This window comes from Geobacillus zalihae NBRC 101842 (assembly GCF_001544135.1).
GTDB lineage: Bacteria > Bacillota > Bacilli > Bacillales > Anoxybacillaceae > Geobacillus > Geobacillus zalihae.
Genome location: NZ_BCPV01000076.1, coordinates 1 through 15,896 on the forward strand (window position 1 = coordinate 1; position 15,896 = coordinate 15,896).

The 15,896-nt window shown below is 57.8% G+C and carries 18 protein-coding genes and 1 riboswitch; of the genes, 2 read left to right on the forward strand and 16 right to left on the reverse strand.

The annotated features are described in order from the left end of the window. The first annotated feature begins 11 nt into the window (after window positions 1–11). A complete protein-coding gene (locus GZ1_RS15605; RefSeq protein WP_020754674.1) occupies window positions 12–515 on the forward strand; it encodes an inorganic diphosphatase in 504 nt (167 codons plus the stop codon). A gap of 221 nt (window positions 516–736) precedes the next feature. Continuing rightward, window positions 737–2,311 (forward strand): phosphoglycerate dehydrogenase, encoded by a 1,575-nt coding sequence (serA, locus tag GZ1_RS15610; RefSeq protein ID WP_060788830.1) that lies wholly within the window; start codon window positions 737–739, stop codon window positions 2,309–2,311. 284 nt (window positions 2,312–2,595) lie between these two features. On the opposite strand, the gene GZ1_RS15615 is transcribed toward serA, so the two are convergent. The 16 genes from GZ1_RS15615 to GZ1_RS15690 all read right to left on the reverse strand — a co-directional run bounded on the left by GZ1_RS15615 (window position 2,596) and on the right by GZ1_RS15690 (window position 15,827). Next, window positions 2,596–3,408, reverse strand: coding sequence for a histidinol-phosphatase (locus GZ1_RS15615; protein WP_033010517.1), 813 nt, complete (start codon window positions 3,406–3,408; stop codon window positions 2,596–2,598). Between the two features lie 276 nt (window positions 3,409–3,684). Beyond that, window positions 3,685–4,785, reverse strand: coding sequence for an RsiX family anti-sigma factor (locus GZ1_RS15620; protein ID WP_060788831.1), 1,101 nt, complete (start codon window positions 4,783–4,785; stop codon window positions 3,685–3,687). Beyond that, on the reverse strand, window positions 4,763–5,305 hold the full coding sequence (sigX, locus tag GZ1_RS15625; RefSeq protein ID WP_033005303.1) for an RNA polymerase sigma factor SigX: 543 nt from the start codon (window positions 5,303–5,305) through the stop codon (window positions 4,763–4,765). The genes GZ1_RS15620 and sigX overlap by 23 nt, the downstream gene beginning before the upstream one ends. Window positions 5,306–5,433: 128 nt before the next feature. Further along, on the reverse strand, window positions 5,434–6,150 hold the full coding sequence (locus tag GZ1_RS15630) for an AIR synthase related protein (protein ID WP_060788832.1): 717 nt from the start codon (window positions 6,148–6,150) through the stop codon (window positions 5,434–5,436). Next, window positions 6,143–6,625: an ECF transporter S component gene (locus GZ1_RS15635; RefSeq protein ID WP_020754665.1), complete on the reverse strand. Its 483-nt coding sequence runs from the start codon at window positions 6,623–6,625 to the stop codon at window positions 6,143–6,145. The genes GZ1_RS15630 and GZ1_RS15635 overlap by 8 nt, the downstream gene beginning before the upstream one ends. After that, complete coding sequence (locus GZ1_RS15640; protein ID WP_033005302.1) at window positions 6,622–7,200, reverse strand: cob(I)yrinic acid a,c-diamide adenosyltransferase; 579 nt, start codon at window positions 7,198–7,200, stop codon at window positions 6,622–6,624. Before GZ1_RS15640 ends, GZ1_RS15635 begins: the two co-directional genes overlap by 4 nt. A 14-nt stretch (window positions 7,201–7,214) precedes the next feature. Further along, window positions 7,215–7,631: a bifunctional adenosylcobinamide kinase/adenosylcobinamide-phosphate guanylyltransferase gene (locus GZ1_RS15645; protein ID WP_060788833.1), complete on the reverse strand. Its 417-nt coding sequence runs from the start codon at window positions 7,629–7,631 to the stop codon at window positions 7,215–7,217. Then, window positions 7,565–8,215, reverse strand: a complete 651-nt coding sequence (locus GZ1_RS15650; RefSeq protein WP_060788834.1) for a histidine phosphatase family protein — start codon at window positions 8,213–8,215, stop codon at window positions 7,565–7,567. Before GZ1_RS15650 ends, GZ1_RS15645 begins: the two co-directional genes overlap by 67 nt. Continuing rightward, window positions 8,173–8,958: an adenosylcobinamide-GDP ribazoletransferase gene (locus GZ1_RS15655; RefSeq protein WP_060788835.1), complete on the reverse strand. Its 786-nt coding sequence runs from the start codon at window positions 8,956–8,958 to the stop codon at window positions 8,173–8,175. The genes GZ1_RS15650 and GZ1_RS15655 overlap by 43 nt, the downstream gene beginning before the upstream one ends. After that, window positions 8,955–9,512: a bifunctional adenosylcobinamide kinase/adenosylcobinamide-phosphate guanylyltransferase gene (locus GZ1_RS15660; protein WP_033010508.1), complete on the reverse strand. Its 558-nt coding sequence runs from the start codon at window positions 9,510–9,512 to the stop codon at window positions 8,955–8,957. Before GZ1_RS15660 ends, GZ1_RS15655 begins: the two co-directional genes overlap by 4 nt. After that, window positions 9,509–10,579: a threonine-phosphate decarboxylase CobD gene (gene cobD / locus GZ1_RS15665; protein WP_060788836.1), complete on the reverse strand. Its 1,071-nt coding sequence runs from the start codon at window positions 10,577–10,579 to the stop codon at window positions 9,509–9,511. Before cobD ends, GZ1_RS15660 begins: the two co-directional genes overlap by 4 nt. Next, window positions 10,536–11,507 (reverse strand): adenosylcobinamide-phosphate synthase CbiB, encoded by a 972-nt coding sequence (gene cbiB, locus GZ1_RS15670; protein WP_020754603.1) that lies wholly within the window; start codon window positions 11,505–11,507, stop codon window positions 10,536–10,538. Before cbiB ends, cobD begins: the two co-directional genes overlap by 44 nt. Beyond that, complete coding sequence (locus GZ1_RS15675; RefSeq protein ID WP_020754604.1) at window positions 11,504–12,976, reverse strand: adenosylcobinamide amidohydrolase; 1,473 nt, start codon at window positions 12,974–12,976, stop codon at window positions 11,504–11,506. The genes cbiB and GZ1_RS15675 overlap by 4 nt, the downstream gene beginning before the upstream one ends. Next, window positions 12,973–14,007, reverse strand: a complete 1,035-nt coding sequence (locus GZ1_RS15680) for a FecCD family ABC transporter permease (RefSeq protein ID WP_174520692.1) — start codon at window positions 14,005–14,007, stop codon at window positions 12,973–12,975. The genes GZ1_RS15675 and GZ1_RS15680 overlap by 4 nt, the downstream gene beginning before the upstream one ends. Continuing rightward, the gene (locus GZ1_RS15685) at window positions 13,994–14,950 is read right to left on the reverse strand and encodes an ABC transporter substrate-binding protein (RefSeq protein WP_044744957.1); all 957 of its coding nucleotides are present in this window, start codon (window positions 14,948–14,950) and stop codon (window positions 13,994–13,996) included. Before GZ1_RS15685 ends, GZ1_RS15680 begins: the two co-directional genes overlap by 14 nt. A gap of 141 nt (window positions 14,951–15,091) precedes the next feature. Then, window positions 15,092–15,290, reverse strand: a riboswitch (cobalamin riboswitch). Window positions 15,291–15,359: 69 nt separating this feature from the next. Further along, on the reverse strand, window positions 15,360–15,827 hold the full coding sequence (locus GZ1_RS15690) for an NUDIX hydrolase (protein WP_373278114.1): 468 nt from the start codon (window positions 15,825–15,827) through the stop codon (window positions 15,360–15,362). Window positions 15,828–15,896 lie beyond the last annotated feature (69 nt).

The window sequence follows — 15,896 nt, forward strand, 5'->3', positions numbered from 1 at the left end:
AGGAACGGGTTGTGGCATTCGAAAATAAAATTGTCGAAGCGTTTATCGAAATTCCAACCGGCAGCCAAAACAAATACGAGTTCGACAAAGAGCGGGGCGTTTTCAAACTCGACCGCGTCTTGTACTCCCCGATGTTTTACCCGGCTGAGTACGGCTACTTGCAAAATACGTTGGCGCTCGATGGCGACCCGCTCGACATTTTGGTCATCACAACGAATCCGACATTCCCGGGCTGCGTCATCGATACACGCGTCATCGGCTTTTTGAACATGGTCGACAGCGGCGAGGAGGACGCCAAGCTCATCGGCGTGCCAGTCGAAGACCCGCGCTTTGATGAAGTCCGCTCGATTGAAGACCTGCCGCAGCACAAGCTGAAAGAAATCGCCCACTTCTTTGAACGGTACAAAGACTTGCAAGGCAAGCGGACGGAAATCGGCACATGGGAAGGGCCGGAAGCTGCGGCGAAATTGATCGATGAGTGCATCGCCCGCTACAACGAACAAAACAAAAAATAATCGCCTGAAGCGTTGTACATCCAACGCGAACCTCAGCTATTTCCGAACAATCCCGCCTATATCTTTGGATATGGGCGGTTTTCTTTTGGAAACACGAACATTCCCCAAAACAGAAAGCGTTGTCATTGGTATGACTTCTTCGCTTTCCATTGACAGAAAGCGCTTTGCTATGTTAAATTATCAGAAATTTAACATCTTCGAAACAGAAAGGGGCACCTGCTGTGGTTCGCGTACTCGTTTCCGACGCCATTAGCGAAGAAGGCTTGGCGCCGCTCCGCACATCGGCGCACATCGACATCGTTCAAAAAAACGTGAGCGAAGCGGAGGACGAATTGCACACGTTTGACGCCTTGCTTGTGCGCAGCGCAACGAAAGTGACGGAAGAACTGTTGGCGAAAATGCCGAAGCTGAAAATTGTCGGCCGCGCCGGGGTCGGCGTCGACAACATTGACGTCGACGCCGCGACGAAACGCGGCATCGTCGTCATTAACGCGCCGAACGGCAATACGATTTCCGCCGCAGAGCATACGTTTGCCATGATGGCTGCGCTCGTCCGCCGCATCCCGCAAGCGCACATTTCGGTCAAATCGCGGGAATGGAACCGCTCGGCGTTTGTCGGCAACGAGCTGTTCGGCAAGAAATTGGGCATCATCGGCTTCGGCCGCATCGGATCAGAAGTAGCAAAGCGGGCGCGGGCGTTCGGCATGACCGTGCACGTCTACGATCCGTTTTTGACGAAAGAGCGGGCGGAGAAGCTCGGCGTCTCCATCCATTCACTTGATGAGGTGCTGGCAGCCGCCGACATCATCACCGTTCATACACCGCTGACGAAAGAAACAAGAGGCTTGCTTGGCACGGAAAATTTGGCGAAGACGAAAAAAGGAGTATACTTAATCAACTGTGCTCGCGGCGGCATTATTGATGAGCAGGCGCTCATTCCGTTTTTGGAAAGCGGCCATGTCGCCGGCGTCGCCCTCGACGTCTTTGAACAGGAGCCGCCGGGCGACCACCCGCTGCTGGCGTTTGATAATGTCATCGTTACGCCGCATTTAGGGGCGTCGACGGTTGAAGCGCAACTGAACGTCGCCACCCAAGTCGCTGAAGAGCTGCTCCACTTTTTTGAAGGGCAACCGGTCACATCATCGATCAACCTGCCGGCGCTGTCGAAAGACGTCTATGAGAAAATTCAAGCATTCTATCATTTAGGCCGAAAGCTCGGTTTAATTGCTTCGCAGTTTATGAACATCCCGGTTCAAGAGTTGTCGGTCACCTACGCCGGCACGGTCGCCGATTTGGAAACGACGTACATCACTCGCAGCTTGCTTGCCGGCTTCCTGCGGCCGCGCGTCGCTTCCACCGTCAATGAGGTAAACGCCGCCATGGTCGCCAAAGAGCGCGGCATCACGTACGGCGAAAAATTCTCTGATGAGACGCACGGCTATGCAAACTGCATTTCGCTCACTGTCCATGGCGAGAACAAAACGTTTACGATCAAAGGAACGCACGTGCCGAACTACGGCGACCGCATCGTCCATTTTGACGGCGTCACGATCGATTTCGCGCCGGAAGGCCATCTCCTTTACATTCAGCACCACGACCGCCCGGGGATGATCGGGAAAGTCGGGAACGTGCTCGGGGCGCATAACGTCAACATCGCCACGATGCAAGTCGGCCGCCAAGAAGCGGGCGGAAAAGCCATGATGATCCTATCGCTCGACAAACCGGTCGATGACGCGGTATTACAAGCGCTGGCGCAAATTGACGATATTGAAACCGTCAAACGGCTCGAAGCGTAACGAAAACAAAACAAGCAGGGTTCCCAAACGGGAAGCCTGCTTTTTTCATCGTTGGCGGCGCAGCGCCTTGCAACAGGCGCTGTGGCTGCCTTCTGTGCATGGCGGCCTGTTTCCGCCGTCCATTCTGCTTCTCATATTTCGCAACCTTTGCATAATATACAAAAAAACACCCCGGATATTCGCATCAAAATAATTTTTATACAAAAATTGTAAAATAACTAATTTTTATTCGGTCAAATCGGGCTTATTTCGAATTTTTATTCAAGGTGCGAAATGTGAGCTGCTTAACCGAGCGGCACCGCTTTCCGCTCGCCTTTCGAGAACGTCATGAGTTCGGTATAGCCGACGCTGCGGGCGAGTTCAACCGCCTTGTCAAAGTCGGCGCCGACATCGCCCGGCACGTGCGCGTCCGAGGACAACACGATCGGAATGCCTTTGTCATAGCACATTTGCAGCAGCCGCGGGTCGGGATACAGTTCGCCGACCGGCTTGCGCAACCCGGCCGTGCTGATCTCGACGCACGTCTTCGAATTGGCGAGCGCTGTCGTTGCCCGGTCGTATTGCTCAAGCAAAAACTCTTCATCTTCCGGAACGTATTTAAAAATTTTCACCAAATCCAAATGGCCGATAATATCAAATAAGTTCGACTCGGCGAGCGTTACGACTTGGTCAAAGTATTTGCGATATGTATCATACAAATCGCGCCGTTCCCATTCACGGCGGAACTCGACTAAGTCGATGCCGAAATCGTCGACCCAATGGATCGAACCGATGACATAGTCAAACTCGTACGAGCGGATAAACGCAGCCATTTCCTCATGTTTGCCGGGAGTGTAATCCATTTCAATCGACATTTTCACGTCGATTCCGGCATCCCACGCTTCGTGGAACAAGCGGACATAGTCGGCCATATCGTAGCACCGGCGCGCCTCCACCCACGGGTTGGACAAAATGTTTTTCGTTTGGTAAAAATGATACGCATGCTCGGAAATGCCAAAATGCTGAATGCCTTTTTTCGCGGCTTCATCGGTGAACTGGCGCAAATAATCGAGCGTCAGCGTCCCCCGCTCCAAATGGTTGTGATAATCAGTCAGCACAGTGTTTCTCCCCTCCTGCTGTTTTTTTTATTATAACGCATCACCGCAAGAAAGGACAACCGTTTGGCGAATCATCACCCAATCATCCGTTCGCGCCGACGAGAAACAACAGCCCGACGCATACCGCGACGCCGGCGACCGCCAAGAGCCGTGTCATGAGATCATCCATCTGCCACCCCTCCTTGCCTTCTTTGCGCCATATATGTCTTATGCCAATATCATCTCCGATAGAACAACAAAGTGAAGATCGTAACAAAACGACGCAAACGGCGGCGGCTACCAGCCGGCCGCCATCAACAGAGCGTTCGGCCCGGCCGGCACGCGGATTCGCATTCCAACCGGATACGGGCCCAAGTTCGACAACCCGTCAGCCGCAAACGTCACCTCACGGAAGCCAAACTCTTTCGCTGTCAGCAGCACAGCCTCCGCCATGCGCGCCGCGTCCTCTTCATGTGGCTGAGCGGTCAGCTGAATCCGGACCGTCGCATGCCGCGCATCCATATCAGCCAGCTCCACGTTTACTCCCGGCGGAATGGCCGGCTCGAGCCCGCGGATCGTCGATGTTTTCATCTGCTTCAGCGCCTCCGGAAACGTGCGGGCGCTGACCGGCGCCGGGACGAGCACTGTATAGCCGAACGAAGCGCTGTTTTTATAATACATTCGCTGCCGCTCCTTGATTTTTGTCGCTTTTACCATTCCGAGCGCCGGCAACTCAAGCCCTTCCTTCTCTCCGGTGAAAAAGCGGAGGCGCCGCTCCCCCATTTGCCGCGCTGTTTCGACGAGAGCGTCGACAAACAGCTTCTGCTCTTTGCGGTTGGCCGAAAACACACGGTGATGAGCCGGGACGTGCACCATCCATTCTCCCGTCCCCCCGGCGGCCGGCTGAATGACCACTCCATTAAACCAAGCGGACGCCGCCCGCAGCGGAGAGCGCCCAAGCACGCGCAGCGCTGCCGTGAACCGCTCTTCGGGGGCCAATCGGCCGCTGAGCGGAACCGCCACTGGCACCACACGGCCGTTTGCCTCATCAGGCAAGCCGACCACCATGACGCCGGCATCTTCCTGTGCCGGCGCCGCATCAGCGGCCATTATCGTCTCGACTTGGGGGGAAGCGCTCCCGGCTCGCAGCATTTTGACGGTCGAGGATCGCTGCTGCTGTTCCGCGCGCTCCGGAACGGCCGCATTCATCCCGACGGCAACAACTGCAAGAAAGAGGGCCATCGACGCCGCCGGAAGCCAGCGCCGTCTCCAGCGCATCTTGCGCTGGGCGCGCTGAAGCCGTTTGTAAACAGCCTCTTTTGTGCGCCGGTCTTTCACCAAGGGCAGCTGCTCAAGGTTATGTTCGATGCATCGCTCATTCCAGGGAAATTTTTTCATGCCGCCACTCCTCCCGTTCGGCCTCTTCCTCCATATATTGTTTCAGCGCCTTCAACGCGCGATGCTGCGTTGTTTTCACTTTGCTTTCCGTCCAGCCGAGCGCAGCCGCCGTTTCAGCAATCGACAGCGACTGGATGAACCGGAGGACGAGCACAAGCTGTTGGTCGACCGTGCAGCGCGCCAAGCAGCGGTACATGAGTTGAATTTCCTCGTTTTGAATCGCGATTTCCTCCGGCATCGGCTCGTCGGCGCCGAGCTGCTCCTCGCTCCACTCCGATGCCTTCACCCACTGGCGCCGTTTTTGCTTGCGAAAAAAATCGATCGCCACATGGCGCGCAATGGACAGCAGCCACGTCTTTTCACTGCATTGCCCTTTAAACCGTTTGTACGAACGCAGCACTTTCACATACACTTCTTGCACTAAATCTTCGGCATGCTCTCGATTTCGCACCATGTAAAACAAAAAATTAAACAAATCATCGTGATATTGTTCGTACAACTGTTCAAAAACGGGGTCCATCGTGTCTCTCCCCCTATTCGTTTCCATGGACCAAAGCCGAACCATTCCGTTATCTTCATGATAACGGGTTCCATACAAAAAGGGAACCATTTTTTTGGACGAAAAAGGAAGACGGCCGAGCGAACCGGCTATCGCTCGGCAAAGAGCGGAAAAAAGAGGCGGCCGGCTTGCTTCCGCAATGCGCCCTCTGCCGCCCGGTCATAGCTGATCAAAAACGACGTCGCCGGGCCGCCAGAGGCAAAAAGCGGCAACGGGCAGGCGCAAGCCCGCCCTTGGCGGCCGTTGGCGGCCAACAGCTGCATCCATTCGTAGTAAATGCCTTTGGAACCGATCGGAACGAGCTCATAAACAGACGGAGAGGCGAGAAGCTCAACAAACAGCGAAAGCGGCGCGACCCATTGAGGATGCGCCAGCACAGCCGGGCCGACGAGCGGGCGGCCGATGACGGCAAACTTCGCTCCCTCCGGCGTGACGCCGATCCGCTTCCGTTCGGCCGCCACCGTTCCGACCGCCATCACGCCAAGCGCTGACTGGACGGTGGAAAAATTCGATTCCGTGCTGCCGGTGACCGGAAGGCGAAGGGAAAGTTCATGGCACGCTCGTTCAATGCCGCGGCAAAGCGCTTCCCATCGGTCATCAGCCACGAAGTTTTGCAAGATGACGGCGCTCGCTTCCGCCCCGACGCTCAGCAACTCCATCAAGGCGACGCGGGCGGCAAAATATGCGACCGTCTCCGCGGGAGCATATACCGCATCGCCCGGCTTCTCCCCGACCGCCGCCGAGCCGTCTGCGGCAATGGCGAGCTCTCTGCCATCAGTCAATGGAAGGAAGAGCACATCACGCATGCGGCGCCCCCGCCTTCGTCATCAAACGGGCAGCCGCCGGGGCAACGGCCAGCGCGATCAACACGTTGGCCAAAGCGGCGGCGGAAAGCGGCGGAATGACGGCAAGGACAAACGGCCAGCCGAACGAAACCGCAAGCGGCAGCGGTGCTAACAACGCATTGCCGATGAAAAAGGCGGCGGCGCTGCCCATTTTCCATCCCCGCTGATGCAGCACGGCGAACAGCGCGCCAAGCCCGGCCATTTCCAATGCGACAAGCCAATGGAACGGGCCGAGCGGCCACCCGCCGACCACCGCCGAAACGAGGTGCCCCAGCCCTGCAACCGCCGCTCCGGCGCGCGGACCAAGGATGGCGGCGGCAACGAGTGCCGGAGCGCTGTCTAACGCGATGCTGCCGACAAACGTCGGCAGCTTGATGAACGACCCGGCAACCGAAAGCGCTAAACAAACAGCCATCCAAGCCAGGCGGCGGCTCATTGCTTCTCCTCCTTGTCGCGGAACACGATGGCGCTCCGCTCATATTCGACATCCTTCACCCCTGAGCGGGCGTTCACAACCCGGGCGGCAGCGAACAAATAATCGGACAGGCGGTTCATATATTTCAGAACAACGTCGTTGATCGGCTCCGCTTTTTGCAACGAAACGATGCAGCGCTCCGCCCTTCTCGTCACCGTGCGCGCCAGATGAAGCGCGGCAGCGGCCTTCGATCCGCCCGGCAAAATAAACTTCTCAAGCGGCGGCGCCTCTTGGACATAGGCGTCAATGCGCTGCTCCAAAAAGGCAACCATCTCCTCGGTCGCTTTATACGGCAGCTTGCCGTTGACGATGGCCAAGTCGCCGCCGCAGTCAAACAGTTCATGCTGAATTTTTTGCAATTCGGCGCAAAGATCGCGAAACCGTTCATCGTCAGCGAGCAGGGCCAGCGCCCAGCCAATGAACGAGTTCGCTTCATCGATCGTCCCATACGCCTCGACGCGCAAATGATCTTTATCAACGCGCCCGCCGACTAAACTCGTTTTTCCTTGGTCTCCTGTTCGCGTATACAATTTCACTTTTCCTCTCCCCCTTATTTCAATCGTTCCGCCAGTCCGCACCAAATGCGGTCGACGCGGCAGCACAAGGAAGCTAGTCGCTGGTAGCACATTCCCACGGCGTCGCGCCAGCGCCGTTCTTGTGGATCAACCGGAACAACGCCTTGCGTCACATCGGTGCCAATCCAGACGACCGTGCGGCCGGCCGCTCCTTCCTCCCACTGCTTCCAAGCGCAGAAAAACCGCTCCCATTCCTCTGGGTCCGGAAGGCGGCGGATGGCGGCTTCGAGCCCATCCAAGACAACTGTTTTCGCCGTCTTGGCGCCATCCGGCCACCCGTATGAATCCTGATAGCCGTCATGCCATACGATATGAACACCGTCGCTTATTCCGTACCGTTCCCGCACCCATTTTCGCTTTCCTTGGAACGCACCGCCGACAACGAAATGCACCGTTCTCCCCCTTTCCAGCGCTCGATCGTCGATTCCAGCGTATACCCGCCGGCAAACGGCGCCTCCCATTCCCAAAACGGGCGAACGTCCGGCGCATATTGTTCAAGCACGAAACGGATCGGGCCGCTGTGGGTGACGATCGCCACATGGCGGGCGCCCATCCGCCCAGCGAACGCAATCGTCTCCGCCAGCGCTTGTTCGATGCGCGCTCGGAAGTCGGCATAACGCTCCCCGCCGGGCGGCGCCGCGGAAAACGGCGACGCAAGCCATTGGCGGTAGGCGGGCTCCGCTTCCAGCTCGGCAAACGTTTTTCCTTCCCAAGCGCCAAAGTGAAGTTCGCGCCAACGGCTCGTACACCAATCCGCCCCGCGTCCGCCAAACAGCAAGGCGGCCGTTTCTTGGCAGCGGCGCAGATCGCTTGCCACGAGACAATCAACCGGACATGGCCACTCGATCCGCAAGCCGCGCAGCCGGCGATGCTCCTCAGGCGAAAGCGGTGCGTCCGTCCAGCCGATATACGCTCGGCGTCTGTTTTGTTCCGTCATCCCATGGCGGATGAGTGTAACAGCCAAATGACGCCCCATAGCACCGTCTCTCCCCCTTCGATGAACGCCCCGAGCACATCGCCGCTCACGCCGCCAAACTGCTTTTCCGCCCACGGCTTTGCCGCGAGGGAACAAAGCGCCATCACCGCGGCCAGCACTGCAACCACCGCCAGCGGAACGCCCGCCGCCGGAAGAAGCAAAAGCACAAGGCATGTCAATCCCAGCGCCCATGCTGCATCGCGCCATGAACTATATTCGCGAAGCGCTGACGCCATTCCTGTCGGCTTCGCCAGCTTGCCGGCGGAAAGAAGCCAGACAGCCCCAGCTCTTGACAGCAGTGGAATGGCAATAAACAGGGCAGGGGAAATGCCCGCTTTGATCGCTTCATGCAAAAACAGCCAGCGGAACGATAACAAACAAACGAGCGACAACACGGCGAACGCGCCGACGCGCGAATCGGACATGATCTCTTGCCGCCGCTTGGCATCCCGGTACGAAAAAAAGGCATCGCTCACGTCCATAAAGCCGTCGGCGTGCAGCCCGCCGGCAAGCCAAATGCCAAGCCAAAGAAGAAGGAGAGCCAAAAAAGAAGGCGGACCGAACGAAAGCGCCGTACAGGCGCCGTACACCAAGGCAGCCAGCGTCCCGAGCAGCGCTCCAGCCAGCGGCATTGTGCGCACAAGCCAGCGGACATGCGGGGCATTCCATTCAATCGAACGCTGAATGGGAATGATCGTAAACAGCTGCAGCGCCAGCAGCCAGCCATTCCATGCCCGCTTCATTGCGGCCACCGTCCTTTCTTCACGCGAAGAAGACCGCATTCCACCACGGCGGCGGCTTCTGCTTCCGCGACCAACTGTTGATGAAGCCAACCGAGCATTTTCATGTAGCGAAATGTGCCGAGGTCATTCGGCACGCCGCCAGAAAACAACTCATTGGACACAATGACAACAGCGCGGCATGCCGCCGCCCACGCCCGCACTTGGTCGAGCAGGCAACGGGCAGCGGCGAACGCTCCTTCCTCTGTTTTCCATTCATCTCCGGCAAATAACACATTCGCCCACCACATAGTCAAGCAGTCGAGAAGGACAACATCAGGCGGACGAAGTGCAGCCAACAACTGATCAGGCCCTTCCGGCGCTTCCCACACCACCCAAGGCGCCGTCATCCCCATGCGCCGCTCTTGATGGCGGCGAATGCGCTCTTCCATTTCCGCATCGGCAGCCCGGGCGGTGGCAACATAATGAAGCGTCTCGCCAGCGGCCAGCCGGATGGCGCACACCTCTGCCGCTTCACTTTTGCCGCTGCGCACCGCGCCGCTCACAAACACGATCATCCATCCCACCTCTCAAGCGCCTCAAGCAGCCGGTCATTCTCCACCTGCGTTTTGACGGCGAGCCGGATGTAGCGGCCGTCAAGCCCCGGGAAATTCATCGTATGGCGCGGCACAACCCCTTCCTTCAACAAATGAAAAAACAGCTCCTCTGTCCGTCCTGAACACGGACGCAACAAATAAAAGTTCACGACCGATGGCGAGACGTCATACCGCCCGGCAGGCAGCGACCGAAACACCCGCTCCCGCTCGGCGGCGATCCGTTCTTTCGTCCACTTGACAAACGATTCCATCGTCATGAAACGAAGCGCCAATTGTTGGGCGATGCCGTTTGTGCTCCATGGCGGCTGATGCGTTTTCAGCGAAGCGATCACCGCCTCGTCAGCAGCGACATAACCAAGGCGCGCGCCGGCCAGGTGATGGATTTTCGTCAACGATCGAAGCACAATGAGGCGCGGATAGCGTCCCAACCAGCGCATCGCCGTAAACCCGCCGCGCCAAAACGGATAAAATGCTTCATCGATGATTACATAGGTGCCAGCCGTGTGCGCCGCGTCCACCAGTGATCTCAATTCACCCTCCTCCATCACCGTCCCCGTCGGATTGTTCGGATGGCATAAAAAGATAATGTCTTGCTTGCCTGCCCAGGCAGTCGCTTCATCCAAGTCATAAGAAAAGCCCCGCGCTTCATCGGCCGCGAATCCCTCCACATCGCATCCATAAGCGAGACAGGCGCGCCGATACTCGGAAAACGTCGGCTCCAAGATGCCGACGCGCCGACCGGCAAATAGCGCGGCCAACAAATAAATCGCCTCCGCCGCCCCGTTCGTCATCAGCACTTGTCCGGGTCGAATCTGCTCCTGCTTGGCAACGAGCTCCCTGAGCGCCTTCGCTTCCGAATCCGGATACTCCCCGGCCCAGCGAATCCACTCCTCACCGCTCGGCCAAGCTGACGGCGGCAGCCGGTACGGATTCGTATTGACGCTGAAATCAATGTATTCGTCTGGAGGGACCAATCCGCATTGCTCATACAACGCGCGCGGATTCGCCCCATGCGCCGGCCAACGCAACGATTATCCCCCCAATCCATAGCAATAATGTAAACACTAGCACCGTTCCAATCATGATGCGGACCGCTTGGCGAATGTGGGCGGCGCGAAGCGGGGCGGCCGGGTCACCGAGCGTCGGCCTCCTCGAGACCACGCCGCCGTATGTATTCGTTCCGCCGAGCTGCACCCCAAGCAGCCCGGCCATCGCCGCCTCAAGCCAGCCGCTGTTCGGGCTTGGGTGGCGGCGGGCATCGCGAAATAAGATCGACAGCGCCAAACGAAAGCGGCGGCCGCCAAAGACCAACACCATCACAAGCGCCGTCAGCCGCGCTGGAATGTAGTTGAGCGCATCGTCCAGCCGCGCGGCCGCCCAGCCAAATTCGCGATACTTCTCATTTTTGTAGCCAATCATGGAATCACACGTGTTCACCGCCCGGTACAATAACGCGAGCGGCGCACCGCCCAAGGCCGCATAAAAGAGCGGAGCGGTGATGCCGTCGCTCGTGTTTTCCGCCACCGTCTCCACGCAGGCGCGGGTGATGCCGGCTTCATCGAGCCGCTCGGTGTCGCGGCCGACGATCATGGACAGCGCGCGGCGCGCCGCAGGAAGATCGCCTGCTTCCAGCGGCCGGCGCACGTCCTCAGCCGCCTCAGCGAGGCTTTTCGTCGCAATGGCGGTGAAAATGAGGGCCGCCTCGATCGCCACCCCTACGTATACGGACAGCGCGTAGCCCACATAAACAATGAACGCCGATATCCCGTAAACAGCGGCCAACACGACCGCCACGGCCGCCGCCCCTTTCGTCCGCCGCTTTGTTCCTTGATTCCAGCGGCGATCAAGCCACGCAATCATCATTCCCATCCCGCGCACCGGATGCGGCAGCCAGCGCGGATCGCCCACGAGGGCATCGAGAAACAGCGCCAACGTCAATGCGGCCAAATGGGTCATCGCCGTTTCCTCCGCTTCTCCCAGCGGCCAAGCGCCTCAACTGTTGCCTCATACACAAGCCGGCCGAGCGCCCGGCCAAGCTCCGTCGCCGTTCCGGCATAGGCAAAGACCTGCCCGGTTTGCGTCGCCGCCACAGCGAGCGAATCGGTCGACGTACCGGTGGCAAGCGTCCCGGTTTCCGGGTCGCAAACCGAACAGTCGGCGAGCGCTTTTGCCTTCGCTTCTGTCGCTGTCATCACCGCCTGGACAAACGCTGCTTCCGTCAGCACTCCGTCAATGACCACCACCATGTTGATCGTCCCCGGTCTTGCCGCTAGCGGCTGATGCTGCCACGCCCGAGCGGCATCGACGGCATTGCCGACGCCAGCGGTCGCCATGACCGCAACCGAAAACGCTTCCCCTTCTTTCTGAAGCCAAACAGCATCCCGGACATCAACCGCCGTCATCATGCCGACCGTTCGTTCCGGCGGAAACCCGTGCTGCTCCAAATAGCGGCGCATGTCTCCTTCCGCATCACTGCAATCGTAATCCAACCCGACTTGGCGGTTGACAAAATGGGTCGCCCATTGAAATCCGGCGCCGATCAATGCCGAGGACAGGACGCGAAGCGGCGCGGCCGCAGTAAGCACAGCGGCGTCATCAAGAAAGGAAAGCCGCAGCCCGCCGACCGGCGATTCCCCTTGCTTCTTGTTCGGCATGAACGAAAACATCGGCGTTGCCGACGCCGGATGGGCCAGACGCACAATCGGCGCGGCAAACACTTCCTCAAGCAACGCCGGCGTCATGACATCCGCAGGGGCGCCGAGCGCGGCTATTTTCCCTTTGTTCAGCACGAGCACCCGATCGCAATACAAGCTCGCCGCATTCATATCGTGGAAAACGGCGACGACCGTCAAGCCGCGGGCGTGCGCCGCTTCGGCGAGCCGGTCCAAAAGCCGGACTTGGCCGCTCACATCCATATGGTTCGTCGGCTCATCGAGCAAGAGCAGCTTGGGCTCTTGGGCGAGTGCGCGGGCCAAATAGGCGCGCTGCCGCTCGCCGCCGCTCAATCGTTCGAGCGGTTCATCGATTTTCCCCGTCAGGCCGACGGCCGCAAGCGCGTCTCGGAGGGCGGCTTCATCGTCCTCCGTCCACGTCGGAAAGAAGCCGCGCTGATGAGGATAGCGGCCGAGCGCCACCGTTTCCCTCACCGTATAGCCGGGCGCCGCCTCCGCTGTCTGCGGCAAGACGGCGGCCATCCGCGCCCATTGCTTCGCAGACAGCGCCGAGAGCTTTCGGCCATCGATGACGATCTCCCCGCTTGCCAGCGGCAGCTCTTTGCTGATGAGTTTGATCAAAGTCGTTTTCCCGCTGCCATTCGGCCCTAAGATGCCGAATATTTCGCCTTTTTCCACGGCAAACGTCACACGATCAAGCACTTGCTTTGGTCCATACCGATGCGATACGGCCCGCACCTCGAGCATCATCATCCCATCTTTCGCTTCATTTTTCGGAAAAACAAGACGGCAAATAGCGGGGCGCCGATCAGCGCGGTGATGACGCCGATCGGCAGTTCGCGCGGTTCGATGATCGTCCGCGCCGCCACATCGGCAAGCACAAGAAACGCACCGCCGTACAAGAGCGACAGCGGCAACAGCACCCGGTAGTTCGGCCCGCACACAAGCCGAACCATATGCGGAACGACAAGCCCGACAAAGCCGATCGTCCCTGACACCGACACCGCCGCGCCGGTGAGCAGCGCCGCTGCCGTCAAAATGATGACTTTTCGGCGCGTAACATCAACGCCGACATGAAGCGCCGCCGCCTCGCCAAAGGCAAACGCGTTCAACTCGCGGCTGTTGGCGATGAGCACTGCGGCCCCAACGAGAAAAAACGGCAGCAACAGCCCGCTGTATTTCCAGCCGCGCATCGCCACGCTCCCCATCAGCCATGAGATGATTTGCCGCAATTCTTCCCCGGTCAACGCGATCATAAGCGAAATGAACGCGCTGAAAAACGCGCCGAAGATAATGCCGGCTAAAATGATCGTCTCAACCGACATGCGCCGCTCCACAGCGCGAGTGAACGCCAACACGGCGGCAAGCGTCGCCATGCCAAACAAGATGCTCACGACCGGCAGCGTAAACGTGCCAAAGAACGGCCATTGCCAGCCGAGAAAGATGACGAGCACCGCCCCGACCGACGCGCCGGACGAGACGCCGAGCGTGTACGGATCGGCGAGCGCATTTTTTAACAGCCCTTGAAACGCGGCCCCGGCCAGCGCCAATGACGCCCCGACCAAAAACGCAAGCACGACGCGCGGCAAGCGGATCGCCATCACGATCGGCACCCAATCAGCCGGAATGTGGCGAGGCAGCGCCGCTCCGAACCATTCAGCCGCCAAAATGCGGACAATAGAAGAAAAGGGAATCGACAGCGATCCTGTCGATATCCCTACGAGAAGCGATAACACGGCCGCGGTGACGGCCAATATATACATCCACATTTTACTTGAACACATCCGGGTAAATGGCTTTGGCAAGTTCCTCGACCCCTTCGACAAGGCGCGGACCCGGTCGGCTTACTAAGTCGGTGTTGACGTCATACACCCGCTTGTTTTTCACCGCCGGCACGTCTTTCCAAGCGGCGCGCGCCAACACTTGCTTCGCTCCGCCGTATGTCGTGATGATGACATCCGGCTTATAGGCCACGGCTTTTTCTTCCGTCACCATCGGCCAGCCTTCCAAGCTACCGGCGACGTTTTTCGCCGAAATCACTTGAAGCATCTCATCCATAAACGTCCCTTTGCCGGCCGTATAAATTTGCGGCGGCGGCGACACTTCAATCCAGACATTGGCCTGTTTGTCCGCCGGGATTTGTTTCGCTTTTTCTTGAATTTGCGCAAGCTTCTCTTTCATCTCATCAATCACTTGCTTCGCTTTGTCTGTCGTCCCGGTCGCTTTGCCGATCAAGTCGATGGACGCATATACATCGTCGAACGACTTCGCGTCATTGACGACAAGCACGGTAATGCCGGCGTCTTTCAATTGCTTGAGGCCATCGCGCGAGTTATGGGCGCTTGACGCGTGGGCCAAGACGAGATCCGGTTTGAGCGAAATGATTTTCTCGACATTAAACTCCATGCCGCCGATTTTCGTTTTCGTTTTGACGTCTTCCGGATAATTGTCAAAATCGCTGACGCCGACAATCTTATCGCCCAACCCCAACGCATAGGCGATTTCCGTATTGCTCGGGATGAGCGAGACGATTTTTTTCGGTTCCGCTTTGATCGTCACATCCTCGCCAAGCCCGTCTTTCACTGTCACTGGAAACGCCGCTTGTTCCGTTTTCGGTTCTTCTTTTTTCGCAGGCTCGGTGCTGCCATTCGCCCCGCCGCAGCCGACGAGCACGGCGGCCAAAAGGAAGAACACCGCCACCACCGCCGGCCATGTCCAACGTTTCATCCGTCATTCCCCCTTCAGTGATGTATGTACAATAAAAAACGCCCATTCCGCCTAAATCTGGGAATGAGCGCGAAACAGACCGCCAATGGGCACAACAATGCCTAATGCGGCTGTTTCCGCGTCTCACCCCCCGAAGATTCGGAAACTGCGGCAAGCAAGGCAGGTCTACTGGCTCATGCTTCATCCTACTCTGAAGCCTTCCCGTACGGAAAACAGCGCAAGCCATCTGTCCGTACAGTGGCGATTTCATTTCGTCCGCATTGACAGTTGCGGGGACAGCTCCGGATTCCCACCGGATTCCCTATTAAGCCGTTTCGGCACCTTGCTGCGAATGGATTCAGTTATGGGATATGGACATTTTTATAATAATGCAGCGTTTAGCATTTGACAACTATGAATTTACAGCACTTCACCTTCCCACTCTTGCAGATAATCGAGACGGATTCATGACCCATGCTTCATAAGGAACAGAGCATCCCCTTTTCATCGCATCGAGCACCCGCGATTTCAAATGCGGCCATGTCACATATTCATCAATATTCGACTCATCGATCAACACAAACTTCGCCTCTTGAATTTCCTCAGGCTGGGGAAAAACGTTTCCTTTCACATATGTCGCTTTAAATACAATGTTTATGATATTTTTTGTTTCATTGTAGTACACGCCGCTGACCCCAATGAGACGGATGTCAACGCCAGTCTCTTCATGCACCTCACGATGAACGGCCCGATCGAGCGACTCGCCTGGTTCAACTTGTCCGCCCGGCATTTCCCACGTATCGGAGCGGTCATAGCTTTTAACAAGTAAAACCTCTCCCGTGTCATTCGTAATATAGGCTGAAACGGTGATAATGGCTTGTTGGTGTTTATCCATCAAGCTCTCCTCCTACATCGCGGAATGATCCTAGCCCTCTCCTGCAGAAAAAAAGCAGCTGCCCCATCTATA